The organism is Ruminococcus bromii, from assembly GCF_928721825.1.
Taxonomy (GTDB): domain Bacteria; phylum Bacillota; class Clostridia; order Oscillospirales; family Acutalibacteraceae; genus Ruminococcoides; species Ruminococcoides bromii.
Map to the genome: position 1 here is coordinate 259,300 of NZ_CAKMVP010000003.1, position 19,448 is coordinate 278,747.

Here is a 19,448-nt window from a genome sequence, read left to right on the forward strand (position 1 = left end):
ATGGATCTCCCATCATTACTGATGGCGGGCAGTCTTGACACGCTTACCTCATATTTTTCGGTAGCGTTTCTTGTTATGTTTCTGCCTGTTTCAGTTGTTGTGTATGCTGTTATACCGCAGAGAGCGAGAAGGTATTTTCTGCTTATTGCAAGCTTTGCGTTCTTCTGGCTCATAAGCGGAGAGTTAATCGCCTATCTGATTTTGATAATAATGGGTGTTCATTATTTCGGCTTATGGCTTGACAGAATACAAACTCAAAAAAGTGCGGCGCTCAAGACTGTGCCTAAAGAGGAGAAAAAGGCTCTTAAAAAGGTTTATCTCCACCGCAGTCGCAGAGTTCTGCTCTTTGCCGCCGTACTTATGATTGGCGGTTTGTTAGTGATAAAATACTCACCGTTTTTCACAACAAATATAAATTCGCTGTTGTCGCTTTTAAATATTCCGATTCAGTTTGATATTCCGAGTTATATAATGCCGATTGGTATTTCATTCTTTACTTTGCAGGCTGTATCGTACCTATTTGATGTTTACAGAGGACTTATTAAAGCCGATGACAACATATTAAGACTTGCGTTGTTTATGTCTTTCTTTCCGCAGATTGTAGAAGGTCCTATCTGCCGTTACGGTCAGACAGCCGACCAGCTGTGGAATGTAAAGCAAATTGAGTTTGAAAACTTAAAACTCGGTGCAGTCCGTATTCTTTTCGGCCTTATGAAAAAACTCGTAATCGCTGACAGACTTAATCCTATGATTAAGCAGATTTTCAGCCATTACGATGACTATCAGGGCGGAATAATCGCTCTCGGAGCAATTGCCTATACAATTCAGCTCTATTGCGATTTCTCCGGTACAATGGACGCAGTAATGGGTGTTGCTCAGATTTTCGGCGTTACAATGCCCGAAAACTTTGAAAGACCTTTCTTTTCAAAATCAATTTCAGAATTTTGGAAAAGGTGGCATATTACACTCGGCACATGGTTCAAGGATTATATCTTCTATCCCGTCACCATGTCAAAGCCGATGAAAAATCTTACATCTTCCGCACGCAAAAAGCTCGGCAACCACTTTGGCCCGTTGCTTGCAGGAAGTATAGCGTTGTTCTGTGTTTGGTTCTGCAACGGACTGTGGCACGGTTCTGCGTGGGGCTACATATTCTTCGGTATGTACCACTTTGTGCTTATCCTGTCGGGCAATATCATTGCGCCTGCGGTTACCGCATTCAATAAAAAGCTTCATATCAATTCCGAATGCTTTGCATACAGAGTGTTCCAGATGGTTCGTACAGGAATACTTGTTGTTATCGGCGAAATGTTTTTCAGAGCAGAAAGACTTACAACAGGTCTTTCAATGTTCGGGAAAATGGTGACCGATTTCAGCTTTTCAAGCCTTAACTATGAGCTTATGAAAAAGCTTAAAATTGATATGCATGATGTTATGATCGTGCTTATTGCGCTTGCATTTATTTTTGTAATAAGCGTTCTCAATGAAAAGGGAATATGTGTGCGTGGCGCAATTGCAAAGAGAAATGTTGTTATAAGATGGGCGGCTGTTTACGCTCTTATTATGTTCATCATAATCTTCGGTGCTTACGGCAAGGGCTATGTTGCCGTTGATCCGATTTATGCGAACTTCTAAGGAGGTCTGATTATGAAGAAAATAATTAAGAGAATTGTCAGCTGTGTCCTGTTTGTTGCAATACTTCTCGGATTACTTCAGGTGTCCTCACTCATATTTCAGCCAAAGTCAAATGACAAGGCGGCGGGTATCCATTATCCGAGAGCAAACGGTATTTTCAGTGAACCTAAAGACAGTATTGACACTGTATTTATCGGTGACAGTGAGGTGTATCATTCGTTCATTCCGCTCTATATCTGGAGGGATTACGGAATTACCTCGTATGATGTTTCTTCTCCGGCTCAAAAGCTTGTGTACTCAATGGAATTTTTGAAAAAAACTTTTGAAAAACAAAGTCCGAAGATTGTGTTCCTTGAAACCAATGCGATTTTCAGAAAATCTTATTTTGAGGATGAAATCACATATAAGGCAGAGCAGATTTTCCCTGTGTTCAGATATCATGACCGTTGGAAGAATCTTCAGCTCAAGGATTTTTCGGCTACAGTTGAATATACTGCGAACGAGAATAACAAAGGTTATTACTTTACTAAAAAGTCTAAGCCTGCGACAGATAAGGCTATCAAGAAATATATGAAGTATTCCGATGTTTCTGCACCGATACTTTCTACCAACAAAAAGTATCTCAACGAAATTGCGAAATTCTGTAAAAAGCACGGTGCAAAACTTGTGCTGATAAGTACCCCAAGCACAAAAAACTGGAACTATCAGCGACATAATGCTATGGAAGCGGTTTCAAAGGATCTCGGTGTTGATTATATCGATACCAATTTGCTCCGTGACGATATCCCGATTGATTGGAAAAAGGATACAAAGGATAAAGGCGATCACCTTAACTACAAAGGTGCTGTGAAGGTGACAAATTATATCGGAAAGTATCTTGACGATACAAAGCTCTTCAAAGATAAGCGTAACGATCCGTCATACGATAACTGGAATACCTGTCTTGATAAGTTTGAAAAGAAGGTCAAAAAGGTTACAAGTTAGGAAAACTGATTTATTTAGAATCTAAAATCTTTCCCCTGTGTTGCAATTCAATGCAGGGGAAAGAAATATTAAAAAACTTTTAAAAAAGTATTGACAAAATTACAGTTTTACCGTATAATCAATACTGCTCACGAAAAAAGTGAGAGATAAATGCGAGTGTGCTGGAATAGGCAGACAGGCACGTTTGAGGGGCGTGTGTTTCACGACGTACGGGTTCAAGTCCCGTCACTCGCACCATAGAAAAGACTTGATACCTTGCGTATCAAGTCTTTTCTATTTTATGCAAGCAAGCGATGACGGGACTTGAAGGCGACCGTTAAGAAAACAGTCCGGTGGACTGTTTTTAGGGAGAGCGTTGATGAAAGTATGACTATGAACAAGCCACATTGGCGAGGACGGAAGTTTGACAAATAGCAATCACCGTCACTCGCAGTTACCGCTATAACAAACTGCAATAGGGAATATGACGGGACTTGAGGTAGCCTTGCGACCGCCGCCTGTGGCGGAAAAAGGGAGCAAAGCGCTGTCTGAAATAAGGAGCATAAGGAAGTGCATTTATGCACAACGCAAGGCGACTGTATTTCAGACGGGGAGAGAGTAACTGTAAAACAAAAAGCAGATAAAAGAAAACAACTGTTTTTAGGGAGAGCGTTGATGAAAGTATGACGATGAACAAGCCGCATTGGCGAGGACGAAAGTTTGACAAATAGCAATCACCGTCACTCGCAGTTACCGTTATAACAAACTGCAATAGGGAATATGACGGGACTTGAGGTAGCCTTGCGACCGCCGCCTGTGGCGGAAAAAGGAAGCAAAGCGCTGTCTGAAATAAGGAGCATAAGGAAGTGCATTCATGCACAACGCAAGGCGACTGTATTTCAGATGGGGAGAGAGTAACCGTAAAACAAAAAGCAGATAAAAGAAAACAACTGTTTTTAGGGAGAGCGTTGATGAAAGTATGACTATGAACAAGCCGCATTGGCGAGGACGAAAGTTTGACAAATAGCAATCACCGTCACTCGCAGTTACCGCTATAAATGAATACTCAAACTTCATCAAATAAAACAAATGTTGGATAAACATATTTACAGCACCATACCTTGACAACCAAAATCCGTTGTGATAATATCGTTTTTGGCAACGGGAGTCCGTTAAGCATATTTGATATGGGGATATGAATTTATGAAAAAAGCAGTTTTATTTGACCTTGACGGCACAATGTGGCACACTTCTGATGTGATTTTGCCTGTGTGGAATGATGTACTTAAAAAACATAAAGAAACAACAAAGCAAGTCACACTTGAAGAAATGAACAGTTATATGGGAAAAACGGTTGAACAGATTGCGTCAATAATGTTGCCCGAGCTTCCGCTTGAAAACTCGGTCGCAATTGTAAAGGAATGTTGCGCTGAACAGATTCCGTCACTTCGCAAAACAGGCGGTCATTTGTATGATAATCTTGAAAGTACGCTTGAAATTCTTTCAAAGAATTATCTTCTCGGCATAATCAGCAATTGTCAGTGCGGCTATATTGAAGCGTTCCTGTTCGCTCATAAGCTTGAAAAATATTTCTCCGATTTTGAAATGTCGGGCAGAACCAATCAGACAAAAGGGGAGAATATAAAGCTTGTTATTAAGAGAAACAGCATTGATAAGGCTGTGTATCTCGGTGATACAATCGGCGATCAAATTGCCGCAAAAGATGCAGAAATTCCGTTCGTGTTTGCATCATACGGATTCGGCACAACGGAAAATCCTGAATACACAATCAGTTCGTTTGATGAATTGCCAAAAGTTGCAGAAAAAATTCTCAGCTAAATGCGATAAAATAAGATGATATCGGGATACTGCCTGTCACGGTGTCATCTTGTCAAAAGGTATAAAGTTTCAGTTTTTATGCGTTTTTTGTTGACAGAGAAAAAATAATGTAAAAAATTTGAAAAAACTTTCAAATATCTATTGACAAGTTAAATGCCTTGTGATACAATGTTGACTGTTGAGTCGAGAGATTCACAACTTAATAAATGCGAGTGTGCTGGAATAGGCAGACAGGCACGTTTGAGGGGCGTGTGTTTCACGACGTACGGGTTCAAGTCCCGTCACTCGCACCATAAAAAGCAGTTGACACATTTGTGTTGACTGCTTTTTATTTTACCGTCAAGCGGTGTGACGGGACTTGAAGGTAGCCTTGCGACCGCCGCCTGTGGCGGAAAAAGGGAGCAAAGCGCTGTCTGAAATAAGGAGCATAAGGAAGTGCGTCCATGCACAACGCAATGCGACTATATTTCAGACGGGGAGAGAGTGACCGTAAAAACAAAAGTGGATAGAAGAAAACAACTGTTTTTAGGGAGAGCGTTGATGAAAGTATGACTATGAACAAGCCGCATTGGCGAGGACGGAAGTTTGACATATAGTAATCACCGTCACTCGCAGTTACCGCTATAACAAACTGCAATAGGAAATATGACGGGACTTGAGGTAGCCTTGCGACCGCCGCCTGTGGCGGAAAGAAGTATAAGACTTCATTCTTCGTAGCTCTTTTTGTTTTATGCGAAAAATATTTACTTTTTTGAAAAAATCGAAAAAATTTGAAAAATTTTAAAATTTTTTCGGATTTTATAAAATCAAAAGCCGTTTTAAATTGTCTATATTATGAAAGGAAATGAGAGGAGGTTATTTTATGAACATTTCCCACTTAGTAGAGAAAATTAAAAAGGGAGATAACAAATCATTTGAAAAGCTCTACAAGCTTACAGAGCGTGAAGTGTGGTTTACTTGTATCAGCTTTTTAAAGAACGAAACAACCGCACAGGACATTATGCAGGAAACTTACATAACGGCTTTTTTAAAAATCCAATCTTTGGAAAAATCATCACAAATCAGAAGTTGGCTTAACAGAATTGCCGTTAATAAGTGCAAAAATTATTTGAAAGGTAAAGGTGAAATCCAACTGGACGATGAAATTTTTGAAAATCAGGCAATAGTTGACGAGCGTATATCAATTCCCGAAGAATACATTTCAGACAAGGCAAAGAGAGAAATTATTCTTTCAATTATGCAGGAAGTACTGTCCGATGTTCAGTATCAGACAGTGATTATGCACTATTTTAATGAAATGACTGTTGATGAAATCGCAGAAGTCTTTGAATGTTCAAGGGGTACTGTGCTTTCAAGGCTCAACTATTCAAGGGCAAAGATGAAAACTGCAATTGAAGATTACGAAAACAAAAGCGGTGACAAGCTTCACGGTGTTGTATTTGTGCCGTTCTTTACAACAATTTTCAGAGAGCAGGCAAAGAGCCTTTGCGTTCCGAGCATAAAAATCACACTTCCAAACGGAGAAAGCCTTGTAACTGCGGCTTCAAAGGGTGTTTCAACAGCGATAAAATCGAGTACAGCAACTGCGGTTAAGACAGGTGCAGTTACAGCGGCTAAGACAAAAGCCATAGCTATGGCTTGCGGTATGACCTTACTTTTTGCAGGCACAACAGTCGGCACAAGTCTTCTTGCAGGTTATAAAAGTGACAAAGTTCCGACCGCAACAACTTCTGCTCAGACCACTGCACAGGCAACTACAGCTCCTGCGGTAACGGTTCCAAAGGCAGTTAAAGATTTGGTAGACAAGGGTGAAATCAAAGTCGACAAAGACGGCAGCATCACTGATAAGAAGGGTAAGAAAGTCGAAGTAAAAGACGGTAAGGTAGAAGTAAAAACCGATGACGGTAAGACAGTTACAGTTAAGGTTGACGATGTAAAAACTACAGTATCTAACAAAAACAACAACAATAAGGGTAACACCGAAAAGAAAGAAGATACCAAGTCAAATACATCTTCAAAGAAAGACAACTCTTCAAAGACAAATACATCAAAGGTTGACACTTCTAAGAATGACAATAAGCCAGCGTCTAAGCCGAGTAACTCTTCAAAGAACGACACAAAACCAGCTCAGAAGCCAGCATCTAAGCCGAGTGAATCTTCAAAGACTGAAACACCTACAGCAAAGCCAAAGCAGAAGGTATGGGTAGATGATTACAAAACAGTTCACCACGAAAGAGAATGGATCGTAACGGGTACTCACGAAGAGGATGATATGAGATATGGTTACATCGATGTGTGTAATAATTGCGGTATGCAGTTAGTAGATGATAACCAGATGAGAGAGCATCTTACTTGGGAATTGGAAACAAATGGTGCGGGAGCTTATCATTGTGAAAAGCAGTGGGTTAAAGTAGGAACCAAAACAGTAGAAGACGGCTATTGGAAAGAAGCTTATGATGAGAAAGTCAAAGATGGCGGTCACTATGAGTACAGATAATTAAAATTGATAACAAGTATAAATACTAAATAAGATAGGGCTGTGAGGAAATGAAGTTTAAGACTTCGTTCTTCACAGCCTGACTTGTTTTGTACAAAAGCACGGCGCACCCAAGTTTCCTGTTCGTAAAGTATGCCCGAGCATAGTATTGTAATCGTTTGTGCAATCAATTGTAGGGGAGAACCGTGTTCTCCCGTTCGTGTGCAAAGCAGGATACATAATTTTGGCAAAATTAGAATATGTTATGTTTAAGCTCAAATATTCTGACACAATAAAAGCCGTGCTTATTTTTGTCAATTGTATTTTTAAAATTCCGTCAGAACAATGTGCGCCTGTGAATTGTCAAGTACAATGGGTTTATCCATATCTACTCTCTTTAGTTCTCCGTACAGTCTGCCGAAAATCACCGTTGTTTTGTCCATATATGCCGCCATTGCCTCGCCTTTTACCGTAAACGGCTTAAATGTAATGTCAACTGCGGAATATCCCGCCTTAAAGTACCATGGTCTGTCAAGATTTCCGCCTGTGCTTTTAACATTTATCTGTGACAGCTTTTCAAGATGCCCGTCTGTGAAAAAGCAATTTTCGTTGCCGTAACGGTTGTCGCCTACTCTGCTTGCAAGGCAGAGGGAAAAGCGTTTTCCGTCAATAAAGCAGTCGGAGCTTAATCTCTGATAATTATGCTTTCTCGGCTTTGAAAAGCGTGTCCAATCAAAATATGCGTTAGTGGTTGTTTCGTTTAAGGAATATTCCATACCGCCCACACGAATAATTCCGCCTGCGACAAATTTGGGAACAAAGCGTTTGAGATAAAAATATTTTCTGTCTCTCTCAAACGGTGCAATTTCGTTAAGACTTTCGCCCGCCGTCTTTTTGAGATTAATGTTAAAGTAAAGATTTTTTATGCCGCCAAAGTCGATAAAATCACATTTTAAAAATCTTCCGTTCGGTGTGTTTGTAAGCTGTAGCTGAAGCCTTTTGTCCGTGTACAAAAGCTCTCCCGAGCTGCCCGATTCGGGAAGCTCGTTCTTGCTGAAAACAAATTTCTTTACAACACAATCATAAATCACACCGCCTCTTTTAAGGTCGGCGACCGCAATTTTCACCGCAAATTCCATGCCTAAATTTTCAACCGAAAGATAGAGCGAAACCTCTGTGTTGCTTATGAAATAGCAATCCCTTTCGCTGTGTTTTCCGCTTGTTTTGCTCTGTTCGCTGTTATATTCAAAAACAGGCGTTCTTGCCCAGCCTGCACACATAACCTCTCCGTTTTCTTCAAAAACATTATGCTTTTCGGTTATCTCATGTTGCAAAACAATCCCTCCGTGTTCTCGTTTTTAAAATTTTCCATAAAATCACACCATACAATATACACAAAATAATTATGCTTTTCAAGAATTATAACAAAACTGTAAATTTCGTTTTCTGCCGTCAACGGTATATGTACTAATTTTCTGATTTCATGAATAATCTGTAATACTATCATACACCTGTGAGGGCGGTTTTTATGAAGAAATTTGTCATTTTAATTTTAATCTGCTTATGTTTTCTGCTTTGTTCATGCAGTGCCGACACATCGGGATATCAAAACGAGCTTACCTGCACAGACTGGAGTGCAGAGCTTGACGGCGGCGGAAAGATAAGCCTTTCGTTTGACGGCGACAATGCGTCCCTTATTATGATGAGCGGAAAAGACAAGGCGGAGCTTTGCGGAAAATATGTTGTCGATGATACAACGCTTGTCATATTTGTGCCGAAACTTTACCGAAACTACACCTTTGAATATGTTCCGCACGGAAAAAAGCTTGATTTGTCATACAACGGTTCAAAAATTACGCTCAGCTGTGCCGATAACACGCAAAAAACCGAGTAAATCAGCCGTTCAAAGTTTCTTATGTACATTTTGAGCGGAATACGCAGATTAACGAATAATTTTATTGATAAATAAAGTTGTGTGTGTTATAATGTTTTAAGCTATGTTATTATGCCATTTTTGGATTTTTTCGGAGGTATTGTTTTGGTAGTGTTTGGAATTGATCCTGGATATGCCATTGTAGGCTGGGGAGCAATCAATTTTAAATCGAATACATACAAAACTCTCGGCTTCGGTGCAATTGAAACCGTTGCCGGAACTGATTTTAACAAACGGCTTGAGTACATCTATGACGAAACCTATGCTATTCTCAACAGATGTCGCCCCGACGCTCTTGCAATCGAAAAACTTTACTTTCAGACCAATCAGAAAACGGCTATCAATGTTGCTCAGGCAAGGGGAGTAACCCTGCTTGCGGCACAAAAACTTAAAATACCAATCTTTGAGTACACTCCTCTTCAGGTCAAAACGGCTGTAACGGGATACGGCAAGGCTAAAAAACCGCAGGTTATGGAAATGACCGCAAGGCTTTTAAAGCTGAAAGAAATCCCGAAACCCGATGATACCTGTGACGCACTTGCAATTGCAATCTGTCACACACAGGCGGCAGGCTCACAGCTCAGAAGAGTAATGTACGGAAAGGGACTTTAAATATGCTTTATTCCGTAAGAGGAAAACTTATTGCTATAGAATCAAATGCGGCGGTAGTAGAGTGCGGCGGTGTCGGCTATATGTGCCAGACGACAATGAACACACTCAAAGCCGTAAAGCTTAACACCGAGGTAACGCTTTACACTTACCTTAATGTAAGGGAAGATGCGGTTGACCTTTTCGGCTTTGCAACAAAGGCAGAGCTTGAAACCTTTAAAAACCTCATCAGCGTAAGCGGTGTAGGTCCAAAGGCAGGACTTGCGGTTTTATCGGAGCTCAGTCCCGAACAGGTTGCAATGGCGATTGCCTCCGATGACCTCAAAACAATTACAAGAGCACAGGGAATAGGCAAAAAAATTGCACAGAGAATTGTTCTTGAACTCAAGGACAAGCTTGCAAAAGCGGCTAAGGAGGACAGTTCCTTTGCACAGGCGGCACAGAACAGCGTGAATGTTTCAACGGGAAATGTTCCGAAAGCAATCGAGGCACTCGGAGTTTTGGGCTATTCTCCTTCGGATGTTTCACCCGTGCTTGCAACACTCGACAGCACCTTGCCTGTTGAACAGCTTATTTCACTCACATTAAAACAGATGGGAAGACAGTAACATATGAGTAAAATGGAATTCTCGGATGAATTTGATTTTGAAAACAGAATAACCGATACTTCCGAAATTCCCGAAGATACGGCAGAGAGCGACAACCCTCTGCGGCCGAAAACACTTTCGGAATACATAGGACAGGAAAAGGCAAAGGAAAACCTCAAGGTTTTTATCGAGGCGGCAAAAATCAGAGGCGAAACCCTTGACCATGTACTGCTCTACGGCCCTCCGGGACTCGGTAAAACAACTCTTTCGGGAATCATTGCGAATGAACTCGGTGTGTCAATGAGAATAACCTCAGGCCCTGCAATTGAAAAGCCGGGCGACCTTGCGGCATTGCTTACCAACCTTAACGAGGGCGATGTGCTTTTTATTGACGAAATTCACAGACTGAGCCGTTCCGTTGAAGAAATACTTTACCCTTCAATGGAGGACTTTGCAATTGATATCATCACGGGCAAAGGTCAGATGGCGGCTTCGTATCATCTGCCGTTGCCAAAATTTACACTTGTCGGAGCAACCACAAGAGCAGGTCAGCTGACCGCTCCTTTGCGTGACCGTTTCGGTGTGGTGTTAAGACTTGAGCTCTACACTCCCGAGGAGCTTGCACAGATTGTTGAAAGAAGTGCCGGAATCCTCGGAATAAAAATTGAACATGACGGTGCGCTTGAAATTGCGTCCCGTTCAAGGGGAACACCACGAATTGCAAACCGACTTTTAAAGCGTGTGCGTGACTTTGCACAGGTTATGTCAAACGGCGTCATCACACTTGAAACCGCAAGGACAGCACTTGACAGACTCGAAATTGACGAACTCGGTCTTGACCGCAACGACAGAAGAATGCTTGAGGCAATCGTTCGTTTTTACAACGGCGGTCCTGTCGGACTTGAAACACTTGCGGCGGCAATCGGTGAAGAGGCTGTAACAATCGAGGATGTCTATGAACCGTATCTTTTGCAGATAGGTTTTGTCAGCAGAACACCGAGGGGAAGATGCATAACTGCCGAGGCTTGCAGACATCTCGGCTGTGAATTTCCTAAGGGCGTTGTAAATGCACAGCCTACACAGCCGACTCTCTTTGGTGACAGGGAGTCATAAATCAGTCACAATATGAGTGTATAATTCAACAGAGTGCAAGGCTTTTACTTGGGTTATACCGAAAATTGCAGTTTTGAAAATTTACAATCTACAAATTATTTAACGGAGGAATATATATAATGGGAAGATTATTCGGCACAGACGGTGCAAGAGGTGTTGCAAACGCAGAGCTTACACCTGAACTTGCAATGAATATAGGCAGAGCGGCGGCAATGGTTCTTATCAGCGATGAGGTTGAACACCCCACAATTTTAATCGGTAAGGACACAAGACTTTCGGGCGATATGCTCGAGGGCGCACTTATTGCAGGACTTTGCTCGGTAGGTGCAAATGTTCACATTCTCGGGGTAGTTCCTACTCCTGCGGTTGCTTATCTTGTAGGCAAATACAATGCCGATGCAGGTATTATGATTTCCGCATCACACAACCCGTTTGAATTTAACGGTATCAAAATTTTCAGCTCTGACGGATGCAAGCTCCCCGATGCCCTCGAAAACAGAATTGAAGAAATCGTACTTGACCATGTTGTACCGTATGCATCAGCAACAGATGAAAATATCGGCAGAGTAACATATGATACAGAGGCGGCTGATTTGTATATTGACCACCTTGTTTCGGCAGTTGACTGCGACTTTGATGGTATGGAAATCGCACTTGACTGCTCAAACGGTTCTTCTTCAAGAACAGCCGAAAAGCTTTTCACAAAGCTTGGTGCAAAGGTTCATATGCTTTTTGACGAGCCTGACGGTGTGAACATCAACCGTGACTGCGGTTCAACTCATATGAGCAAATTGCAGAAGTATGTTCGTGAACACAAGCTTTCATGCGGCCTTGCCTTTGACGGTGACGCCGACAGATGTCTTGCGGTTGACGAAAACGGCAGCCTTGTTGACGGCGATTACCTTATTGCAATCTGTGCAAATGATATGAAGCAGAGAGGCGTACTCAAAAAGAATGCTGTTGTCGGAACAATTATGACAAACATGGGCTTTAATAAGTTCTGTGAAGAAAACGATATGCACTTTGTTTCAACAAAGGTTGGCGACAGATATGTTCTTGAGGCTATGATGCAGGAGGGCTACAACATCGGCGGCGAGCAGAGCGGTCACATCATTTTGCTTGACTACGCAACAACAGGCGACGGTCAGCTTTCAGGCGCAATGATTCTCAGCATTATGAAGAGAACAGGCGAAAAGCTCAGTCAGCTTGCAAAGATTATGGAGCGTCTGCCGCAGGTGCTTATCAATGTTAAAGTAAGCAGAGAGGGCAAGCTCTCATTCTATACAGACAGGGAAATCAAGGCTGAAATCGAAAGAGTGAGCGAAATCCTCGGTGACAGAGGCAGAATCCTTGTTCGTGTATCGGGAACAGAACCTCTCGTAAGAGTAATGCTCGAGGGCGAAAACCTCGAAGAAATTCAGAACCTTGCGGAAGAAGCCGCACAGGTAGTAAGGGAAAGACTTGCATAATGCGATTATCTGATAAATGGAAAGATTATGAACTTATAGATACCTCTGACGGGGAAAGACTTGAAAGATGGGGAGATATAATCCTTATCCGTCCCGATCCGCAGATTATCTGGTCAAGCGAAAAGAAAAATCCTCTTTGGTATTCGGCACATGCCCGTTACCACCGTTCAAATCGTGGCGGAGGAAGTTGGGAGCAGTACAAAAAAGTTCCCGACCGCTGGACTGTAAATTACGGCAACCTCGTTTTCAACATCAAGCCTATGGGATTCAAGCACACGGGTGTGTTCCCCGAACAGGCAGTTAACTGGGATTTTGCCGCAGAAAAAATTAAAAACGAAAACAGACCGCTTAAAATTCTCAACCTTTTCGGTTACACAGGCTGTGCAACTCTTGCGTGTATGAACGCAGGCGCAACCGTTTGCCATGTTGACGCATCAAAGGGCATGGTTCAGTGGGCAAAGGAAAATGCCGCATCAAGCGGTATTGCCGACAGACCTGTCCGTTGGCTCGTTGACGATTGCGTAAAATTTGTACAGCGTGAAATCCGCCGTGGCAACAGGTATGACGGAATCATTATGGATCCTCCGTCATACGGCAGAGGTCCTGGCGGTGAGGTCTGGAAGCTTGAAGAACAGCTTTATTCGCTCGTAACCCTGTGCAAGCAGGTCCTTTCGGACAATCCGCTGTTTTTCATTCTCAATTCTTACACAACGGGACTTTCTCCCGCTGTAATGGAGTATTTGCTCGGAGTTCTTTTGCAGAAGTACTTCGGCGGAAAAGTATCAAGCGATGAAATAGGACTGAAGGTGAGCGACACGGGACTTGTATTGCCGTGCGGCTCAACCGCAATATGGGAGAAATAATAAATGAGCTTTATTTCACTTGACAACATCAGCTTTTCATATTCCGACATTGAAAGCGGTCAGCCGTACAAAAATGCGGTTGACGGTGTTTCTCTCAACATCGAAAAGGGTGAATTTGTTGCCCTTCTCGGTCACAACGGATGCGGAAAGTCAACTGTTGCAAAACATCTCAACGCAATGCTATTGCCGGATAAGGGCAAAGTGTATGTTGACGGAGATGACACATCAGATGAAAACAAGACATATGACATAAGAGAAAAAGTGGGACTTGTACTTCAAAATCCCGACAACCAGCTTGTTGCAAGCGTTGTTGAGGAAGATGTTGCTTTCGGCCCCGAAAACCTCGGAATACCGCCAAAGGAGATTCGACAGAGGGTTGACGATGCCCTAAAAGCCGTTGATATGTACGATTACCGTGAACACGCCCCGTTCAAGCTTTCTGGCGGTCAGAAACAGCGTATTGCAATTGCGGGAATTCTTGCAATGCAGCCACAGTGCATAGTTCTTGACGAACCAACGGCAATGCTCGACCCTAACGGCCGTGACGAGGTAATGACAACGCTTTTAAAACTCAACCGTGAAAAGAATATGACGGTTGTCCTCATCACACACTATATGGAAGAGGCAGTCCTTGCCGACAGAGTTGTCGTTATGGACGCAGGAAAAATCCTCACTCAGGGTACACCCGAAGATGTTTTTTCACAGGTGGAACTCCTCAAAAAACACCGCCTTGATGTTCCGCAGGCAACAGAGCTTGCATACAGACTCAGGGGGTGCGGAGTAAAATTTGATAAACTTCCTCTCAATGCAGAGCAATGTGTAAAAATGCTTGAGGAGGTGCTGTCATGAGCAAGGTGCTTGAACTGAAAAATTTAAGCTATGTTTACGGAACAGGCACTCCGTTTGAGAAAACCGCAGTCAATAATGTTAGCCTTTCAATTGAAAAGGGCGAGTTTATCGGCATTATGGGACACACGGGCTCGGGCAAGTCAACACTTGTTCAAATGCTCAACGGACTTATGAAACCAACTTCGGGACAGGTTCTTCTTGACGGCGAGGATATCTGGGCAAATCCCAAGGATATCAGAAAAATCCGTTTCAAAGTCGGAATGGTATTTCAGTATCCAGAATATCAGCTTTTTGAAGAAACCGTTGCCAAGGATATCGCATTCGGCCCTACGAATATGGGCAAGAGCGGTGCAGAGCTTGAAAAAGCGGTAAATGATGCCGCAAGATTTACCGGACTTAAAGATGAACTTCTTGAAAAATCTCCGTTCGACCTTTCGGGCGGTGAAAAGAGAAGGGCGGCAATTGCAGGTGTTATTGCAATGAATCCCGAGGTTCTTGTTCTTGACGAACCGACCGCAGGTCTTGATCCTATGGGCAGAGATGTGCTGTTGAGCCAGATTGTGCAGTATCACAAGGAACGCAAAAACACAGTTATCCTTGTATCCCACAGCATGGAAGACATTGCAAGGGTTGCCGATAAGATAATCGTTATGAACAAGTCAAACCTCGTTATGTTTGATAAGACAAAAGAAGTTTTCTCAAAGGGAAGAGAGCTTGAAGAAATAGGACTTCGAGTACCGCAGATAACCAAGATTATGCTTGATCTGCGTGAAAAAGGTTTTAATGTTCCCGAAGGAATACTTACTGTTGATGAGGCAATGGACTGTATTTCCTCACTGCTTGACAAGGAGGGTAAAATATGGTAAGAGATGTTGCGTTCGGTCAGTATTTTCCTGCGAATAGCGTAATCCACAAATGTGATCCCCGTGCAAAGCTGATTATGCTTGTCGGATTTCTCGTAATTATTTTCTGTACTTTTAATTATGCTTCGCTTGCACTTGTTGTGCTTTTTACCGCACTTTTTGTTGCGGCAAGCAAGGTGCCTGCAAAGTTCTATTTCAAAAGCATGAAAGTAATTATATTTATTATAATAGTAACCTCAATTCTCAATGTGTTCTACGGTTCGGGTGATCCGCTTGTACAATGGGGAATTTTCAAAATTACCTTAAACGGCATTAACAGAGCAATTTTTGTTTCGGTAAGAATCATCTGTCTTATCCTTGCAAGCTCCTGTCTTACATTCACAACCTCTCCGACAGAGCTTACGGATGCAATTGAAAGACTGATGAAGCCGCTTGCAAAACTGCACTTTCCCGTTCACGAGATTGCAATGATGATGTCGCTTGCTTTAAGATTTGTTCCCACACTTCTTGAAGAAACCGACAAAATTACTCAGGCTCAAAAGGCACGAGGTGCCGATATGGAGTCGGGTAATATTATTCAGAGGGTAAAGGCGTTTATCCCTATTCTTATTCCGCTTTTTGTTTCGGCATTCAGAAGAGCATATGAGCTTGCAACAGCTATGGAGTGCCGTTGCTACCGTGGCGGAACAGGAAGAACACGAATGAAAACTATTCATATGGCAAAGCGTGACTATGTATCCTTTGTAATGGTCGCACTTCTAATCGGCGGAGTGATTTTATGCAACATATTCCTGCCTGCGGCAGTTTAAGAAATCTTCTTCTCACAATTTCATATGACGGAAAAGAGTTCCACGGCTGGCAGATTCAGCAGAACGCAATGACGGTTCAGGAGGCTTTTCAAACTGCTCTTTCTAAGATTATCGGTGATGACTTTGATGTAAAGGGATGCAGTCGCACAGACAGCGGAGTTCACGCAAATATGTACTGCATCAGCCTTAAAACAGAACATCCCATAAAGCCCGAAAGGCTCAAGGCGGCGCTTAACCGCTGGCTGCCGCTAAGCATTGCGGTTCTTGACTGCAAAGAGGTTGCACCCGATTTTCACGCCCGCTATTCCTGCACAAGCAAGGAATATATCTACAAAATCTGGAACAGCGAGGTGCGAAATCCGTTTCTTGACGGATACGCACTTCATTACAGATACAAAATTGACGAAAATCTGCTCGACAAAGCCGCTCAGGCATATGTCGGCAGACACGATTTCACTTCCTTTTGCACGCTTGATAACCGTGAAAAAGGGGATATGACCAGAAATGTAAAAGCCTTTTCGGTAACCCGTGAGGGCAACCTTGTTACAATGAAGGTTGAGGCTGACGGCTTTTTGTATAATATGGTTCGTATTATGGTGGGAACACTTCTCAGGATTCAGCAAGGTAAAATTGCTCCCGATGAAATCCCCTCCATTATAGAAAAGAAAAACAGAAAATATTCGGGTCCCACCGCACAGGCTTGCGGATTGTACCTGAATCGTGTGAATTATGAAAATGACAACAGTTCACAAAAAGGAGTGAACACTGATGTTTAAAAAGTTTAAAGGACATTATTCAAAACGAAAAACACATAAATCCGACAGAGATGTAATGAGCTATGAGGATATGCCTCTTGACGATTATGAACAGGAAAAAACCGAAATGTCGCCGCAGGCTGTCAAGAAAATCGTACTCGGTGCGTGTATTGCCATTGCTGCAGGCCTTATAGTTTTTGCCTTTGCAAACCGTGACAAGCTTACATGGGAGAACATCTCAAATTGGTGGACTTATGATGTACTCGGAAATGCAGGTCACGGTTATCCCGTTGACATTATCGGTTCAGAGGTTTCATCAGGTAACTTTGCCGTGTCGCAGGGACACGCAGTGTATGCTTCCGATACCTCTTTTGTAACCCTGACAAGCTCCGGTACAGAGGTTGCACGACTTCAGCTTACACATTCAAATCCCGTAATGAAAAACAATGAAAACAGATTTCTTACATACGGAATCGGCGGTTCAAGCTATGAGATAAGCAGCTTTGACGAAAAGCTTTATTCGGGTACTGCCGATAACAAAATCTATACCGCAGATATTGCGTCAAACGGTACATATTGCCTGGTAACAGAGGATACCGGTTATCTTACTACGCTGTATGCTTACAGCAAAAATAACAACAGAATCTATAAATATTCTTTTTCAGAATATTACATAACTTCGGTTGCTGTCAACAAAGACGGTTCCGGCTGTATTGCAACAGGCATTTCAAGCGATAAAGGCTCGGTTGTAACAGGCGTTTATGTTCTTGATTTTTCACAGGACAAGCCTGTTTCAACATACACCGTAAAAGGGGATTCTGTTATTGACTGCAAGTATCTTACATCTGACACAGCTGTACTTATCGGTTCACAGGCAAGCTACATTGTAAACAAGGGCGAGAAAAATTACAAGACCGTCAGCTACGACGGAAAGACCCTTTCAAATTATTGCTTTAACACAGACACTTCATCATATACAATGGCTCTTTCAAGAAGCGGTGACGGCAGGAGCGTTGCTCTCATAAACTATAATAAAAACGGCGAGGTTCTGAACACAATCAATACCGAACACAAAGCCGACTCAATTTCGGTTTACAAGGGAACGGCTGCAATTCTTGACGGTAATGTTGTTTACGGTTATAATCAAAAAGGTGATTTGCTATACTCGGCAAATTCGGGAACGGGTTCAAAAAAGGTTGTGCTTGCGTCCGATTATACCGCTTATATTCTAAGCGTAAATCAAATCAGATTCATCGACCTTGACAGCGTATCCAGCAGCGATACCGCCGAAACTTCAACACAGGAGTAATAAATTTGATTGCAGATATAATAATTATTGCAATATTTGTGCTTTTGTTCATGATTGACTTTAAGCGTGGAATTGCAATTACAATTCTCAATATCGCAGGAGTGGCTCTCACGGGCTTTCTTGCGTATCACATTTCAGCTTTTCTTGCATCGTGGGTTTATACGGCATTTGTTCAGCAGACTTTGATAACAAATTTGCAGCAGATGATAGACACACAGGGCATTAACGCAGCAATAGCAAACAGCTTTTCTGCTCTTCCGGACTGGGCAATGGGGATGATGGGATTTTTCCTTTCTCTTTTTGGAACAGATGCAAGTATCTATACTAATGACTTTCAAATTCCGAATCAGACGGCTACAACCGTATCCGTATCGGTTGAACAGCTGATACAGCCGATTATAACAGGATTTTTTCAAATGGTTATCGGTGCGGTAATCTCAATAATTGTCTTTATACTTATTAAGTTGCTTGTTAATAAACTTGCAAAGGTATTCAAAATACCGGTTGTTAAACAGGTCAATCAGTTATTGGGCGGTGTATTCGGACTTGCGGAGGCGGCAATCCTTGTATTTTTTGTCGTAAATATCTATTCGGGAGTGCTTGAGTTATCAAATCCCGAAATGCTTAATAGCCCTATGATTTCAGGTGCTGTTTTTAAATTTTTCAGTGTTGCAGTCTGAATGAAGAAACAGGAGGAAACAGTAATGGAAAAAGAAAAAGAAGTGTGGAGCTTTAAAACATCCGATTTGGTTGCTATACCTAATATTATAACTTATGTAAGATTTGTGCTTATAATCCCGTTCGTATATTTTTTCCTTGCGGAACAGTATATATATGCGGCAATATGTATAGGCTTGTCGGGACTTACCGATTGCTTTGACGGAATGGCTGCCAGAAAACTCAATCAGGTAACTCCTCTCGGAAAAGTCCTTGATCCCATTGCAGACAAGGTAACGCTTTTTGCGGTCGTTATCTGTATGGTGATTTATGTGCCTATGGTTCTTCCGATTCTTGTGACGCTTTTGGTCAAAGACCTTCTTATGCTCATCGGCGGTGCTGATTTAATCAAAAAAAGGCTCACACCGCCTTCCGCTAACTGGTACGGAAAGGTCGGAACAATTATTTTCTACTTTTCCGTATGTCTTATCGTATTTTTGAAAGCATTCTTCGCTTACGAAAATATGGTGCTTGACCTTGTGTTGCTTTCAGTTACCGCAGCGTCAATGCTTTATGCACTTTATCGTTACGGAAAAATCTATTTTGCAATGATTAAAGAGTACAACGAATCACTTAAAAAGACAGCTGACATTAAAAATAAATAAATTCCGACAAATAAATATTGAATTATTTGTTAAACAGTTGTATAATTCTTATAT

At 42.1% G+C, this 19,448-nt stretch carries 18 protein-coding genes and 2 tRNA genes; 19 read left to right on the forward strand and 1 reads right to left on the reverse strand.

Going from position 1 to position 19,448, the window contains the following annotated elements:
• The 6 genes from QDI94_RS01470 (at position 1) to QDI94_RS01495 (ending at position 6,934) form a co-directional block, all read left to right on the forward strand.
• Complete coding sequence (locus tag QDI94_RS01470; RefSeq protein WP_278866569.1) at positions 1-1,635, forward strand: MBOAT family O-acyltransferase; 1,635 nt, start codon at positions 1-3, stop codon at positions 1,633-1,635.
• 12 nt (positions 1,636-1,647) lie between these two features.
• On the forward strand, positions 1,648-2,619 hold the full coding sequence (locus QDI94_RS01475; protein WP_278866571.1) for an SGNH/GDSL hydrolase family protein: 972 nt from the start codon (positions 1,648-1,650) through the stop codon (positions 2,617-2,619).
• A gap of 152 nt (positions 2,620-2,771) precedes the next feature.
• Positions 2,772-2,856: transfer RNA gene (locus QDI94_RS01480), tRNA-Leu, on the forward strand.
• A gap of 945 nt (positions 2,857-3,801) precedes the next feature.
• On the forward strand, positions 3,802-4,437 hold the full coding sequence (locus tag QDI94_RS01485; RefSeq protein ID WP_278866573.1) for an HAD family hydrolase: 636 nt from the start codon (positions 3,802-3,804) through the stop codon (positions 4,435-4,437).
• 208 nt (positions 4,438-4,645) lie between these two features.
• Positions 4,646-4,730: transfer RNA gene (locus QDI94_RS01490), tRNA-Leu, on the forward strand.
• 569 nt (positions 4,731-5,299) lie between these two features.
• Entirely contained in the window at positions 5,300-6,934 is a 1,635-nt protein-coding gene (locus QDI94_RS01495; protein WP_278866575.1) for a sigma-70 family RNA polymerase sigma factor, read from the forward strand.
• Positions 6,935-7,239: 305 nt separating this feature from the next.
• Here the strand turns inward: QDI94_RS01495 and QDI94_RS01500 are convergent, their stop codons facing one another.
• Positions 7,240-8,247 carry a DUF2804 family protein gene (locus QDI94_RS01500; protein WP_278866578.1) on the reverse strand — a complete coding sequence of 336 codons (1,008 nt, stop codon included), beginning with the start codon at positions 8,245-8,247 and terminating at the stop codon, positions 7,240-7,242.
• A gap of 194 nt (positions 8,248-8,441) precedes the next feature.
• Here QDI94_RS01500 and QDI94_RS01505 point away from each other — a divergent pair, with 194 nt between their 5' ends.
• From QDI94_RS01505 to QDI94_RS01565, 13 genes are all read left to right on the forward strand, one after another.
• The gene (locus QDI94_RS01505; protein ID WP_278866581.1) at positions 8,442-8,807 is read left to right on the forward strand and encodes a hypothetical protein; all 366 of its coding nucleotides are present in this window, start codon (positions 8,442-8,444) and stop codon (positions 8,805-8,807) included.
• A 144-nt stretch (positions 8,808-8,951) separates the two neighbouring features.
• Entirely contained in the window at positions 8,952-9,458 is a 507-nt protein-coding gene (ruvC, locus tag QDI94_RS01510; RefSeq protein WP_278419778.1) for a crossover junction endodeoxyribonuclease RuvC, read from the forward strand.
• 2 nt (positions 9,459-9,460) lie between these two features.
• Positions 9,461-10,063, forward strand: coding sequence for a Holliday junction branch migration protein RuvA (gene ruvA / locus QDI94_RS01515; protein WP_117882193.1), 603 nt, complete (start codon positions 9,461-9,463; stop codon positions 10,061-10,063).
• Positions 10,064-10,075: 12 nt separating this feature from the next.
• Positions 10,076-11,155 carry a Holliday junction branch migration DNA helicase RuvB gene (gene ruvB / locus QDI94_RS01520; protein ID WP_242987247.1) on the forward strand — a complete coding sequence of 360 codons (1,080 nt, stop codon included), beginning with the start codon at positions 10,076-10,078 and terminating at the stop codon, positions 11,153-11,155.
• A gap of 119 nt (positions 11,156-11,274) precedes the next feature.
• Positions 11,275-12,624 (forward strand): phosphoglucosamine mutase, encoded by a 1,350-nt coding sequence (gene glmM / locus QDI94_RS01525; RefSeq protein ID WP_278866585.1) that lies wholly within the window; start codon positions 11,275-11,277, stop codon positions 12,622-12,624.
• Positions 12,624-13,487: a class I SAM-dependent methyltransferase gene (locus QDI94_RS01530; protein WP_101029506.1), complete on the forward strand. Its 864-nt coding sequence runs from the start codon at positions 12,624-12,626 to the stop codon at positions 13,485-13,487. Before glmM ends, QDI94_RS01530 begins: the two co-directional genes overlap by 1 nt.
• Before the next feature lie 3 nt (positions 13,488-13,490).
• Positions 13,491-14,336 (forward strand): energy-coupling factor transporter ATPase, encoded by an 846-nt coding sequence (locus tag QDI94_RS01535; protein WP_101029507.1) that lies wholly within the window; start codon positions 13,491-13,493, stop codon positions 14,334-14,336.
• Positions 14,333-15,202, forward strand: a complete 870-nt coding sequence (locus QDI94_RS01540) for an energy-coupling factor transporter ATPase (protein ID WP_101029508.1) — start codon at positions 14,333-14,335, stop codon at positions 15,200-15,202. Before QDI94_RS01535 ends, QDI94_RS01540 begins: the two co-directional genes overlap by 4 nt.
• Complete coding sequence (locus QDI94_RS01545; RefSeq protein WP_046432606.1) at positions 15,196-16,008, forward strand: energy-coupling factor transporter transmembrane component T family protein; 813 nt, start codon at positions 15,196-15,198, stop codon at positions 16,006-16,008. Before QDI94_RS01540 ends, QDI94_RS01545 begins: the two co-directional genes overlap by 7 nt.
• The gene (gene truA / locus QDI94_RS01550; protein WP_278866590.1) at positions 15,978-16,784 is read left to right on the forward strand and encodes a tRNA pseudouridine(38-40) synthase TruA; all 807 of its coding nucleotides are present in this window, start codon (positions 15,978-15,980) and stop codon (positions 16,782-16,784) included. The genes QDI94_RS01545 and truA overlap by 31 nt, the downstream gene beginning before the upstream one ends.
• Positions 16,777-18,072 (forward strand): DUF5711 family protein, encoded by a 1,296-nt coding sequence (locus tag QDI94_RS01555; RefSeq protein ID WP_278866593.1) that lies wholly within the window; start codon positions 16,777-16,779, stop codon positions 18,070-18,072. Before truA ends, QDI94_RS01555 begins: the two co-directional genes overlap by 8 nt.
• Positions 18,073-18,077: 5 nt before the next feature.
• Positions 18,078-18,752, forward strand: coding sequence for a CvpA family protein (locus tag QDI94_RS01560; RefSeq protein WP_278866594.1), 675 nt, complete (start codon positions 18,078-18,080; stop codon positions 18,750-18,752).
• 24 nt (positions 18,753-18,776) lie between these two features.
• Positions 18,777-19,394, forward strand: coding sequence for a CDP-alcohol phosphatidyltransferase family protein (locus QDI94_RS01565; protein WP_278866595.1), 618 nt, complete (start codon positions 18,777-18,779; stop codon positions 19,392-19,394).
• The last annotated feature ends 54 nt before the right edge of the window (positions 19,395-19,448 follow it).

What these genes read in the sequence shown, in the direction of transcription:
- QDI94_RS01470 (WP_278866569.1), top strand. Translation starts at nt 1, where the DNA reads ATGGATCTCCCATCATTACTGATGGCGGGCAGTCTTGACACGCTTACC.
- QDI94_RS01475 (WP_278866571.1), top strand. Translation starts at nt 1,648, where the DNA reads ATGAAGAAAATAATTAAGAGAATTGTCAGCTGTGTCCTGTTTGTTGCA.
- QDI94_RS01485 (WP_278866573.1), top strand. Translation starts at nt 3,802, where the DNA reads ATGAAAAAAGCAGTTTTATTTGACCTTGACGGCACAATGTGGCACACT.
- QDI94_RS01495 (WP_278866575.1), top strand. Translation starts at nt 5,300, where the DNA reads ATGAACATTTCCCACTTAGTAGAGAAAATTAAAAAGGGAGATAACAAA.
- QDI94_RS01505 (WP_278866581.1), top strand. Translation starts at nt 8,442, where the DNA reads ATGAAGAAATTTGTCATTTTAATTTTAATCTGCTTATGTTTTCTGCTT.
- ruvA (WP_117882193.1), top strand. Translation starts at nt 9,461, where the DNA reads ATGCTTTATTCCGTAAGAGGAAAACTTATTGCTATAGAATCAAATGCG.
- ruvB (WP_242987247.1), top strand. Translation starts at nt 10,076, where the DNA reads ATGGAATTCTCGGATGAATTTGATTTTGAAAACAGAATAACCGATACT.
- glmM (WP_278866585.1), top strand. Translation starts at nt 11,275, where the DNA reads ATGGGAAGATTATTCGGCACAGACGGTGCAAGAGGTGTTGCAAACGCA.
- QDI94_RS01530 (WP_101029506.1), top strand. Translation starts at nt 12,624, where the DNA reads ATGCGATTATCTGATAAATGGAAAGATTATGAACTTATAGATACCTCT.
- QDI94_RS01535 (WP_101029507.1), top strand. Translation starts at nt 13,491, where the DNA reads ATGAGCTTTATTTCACTTGACAACATCAGCTTTTCATATTCCGACATT.
- QDI94_RS01540 (WP_101029508.1), top strand. Translation starts at nt 14,333, where the DNA reads ATGAGCAAGGTGCTTGAACTGAAAAATTTAAGCTATGTTTACGGAACA.
- QDI94_RS01545 (WP_046432606.1), top strand. Translation starts at nt 15,196, where the DNA reads ATGGTAAGAGATGTTGCGTTCGGTCAGTATTTTCCTGCGAATAGCGTA.
- truA (WP_278866590.1), top strand. Translation starts at nt 15,978, where the DNA reads ATGCAACATATTCCTGCCTGCGGCAGTTTAAGAAATCTTCTTCTCACA.
- QDI94_RS01555 (WP_278866593.1), top strand. Translation starts at nt 16,777, where the DNA reads ATGTTTAAAAAGTTTAAAGGACATTATTCAAAACGAAAAACACATAAA.
- QDI94_RS01565 (WP_278866595.1), top strand. Translation starts at nt 18,777, where the DNA reads ATGGAAAAAGAAAAAGAAGTGTGGAGCTTTAAAACATCCGATTTGGTT.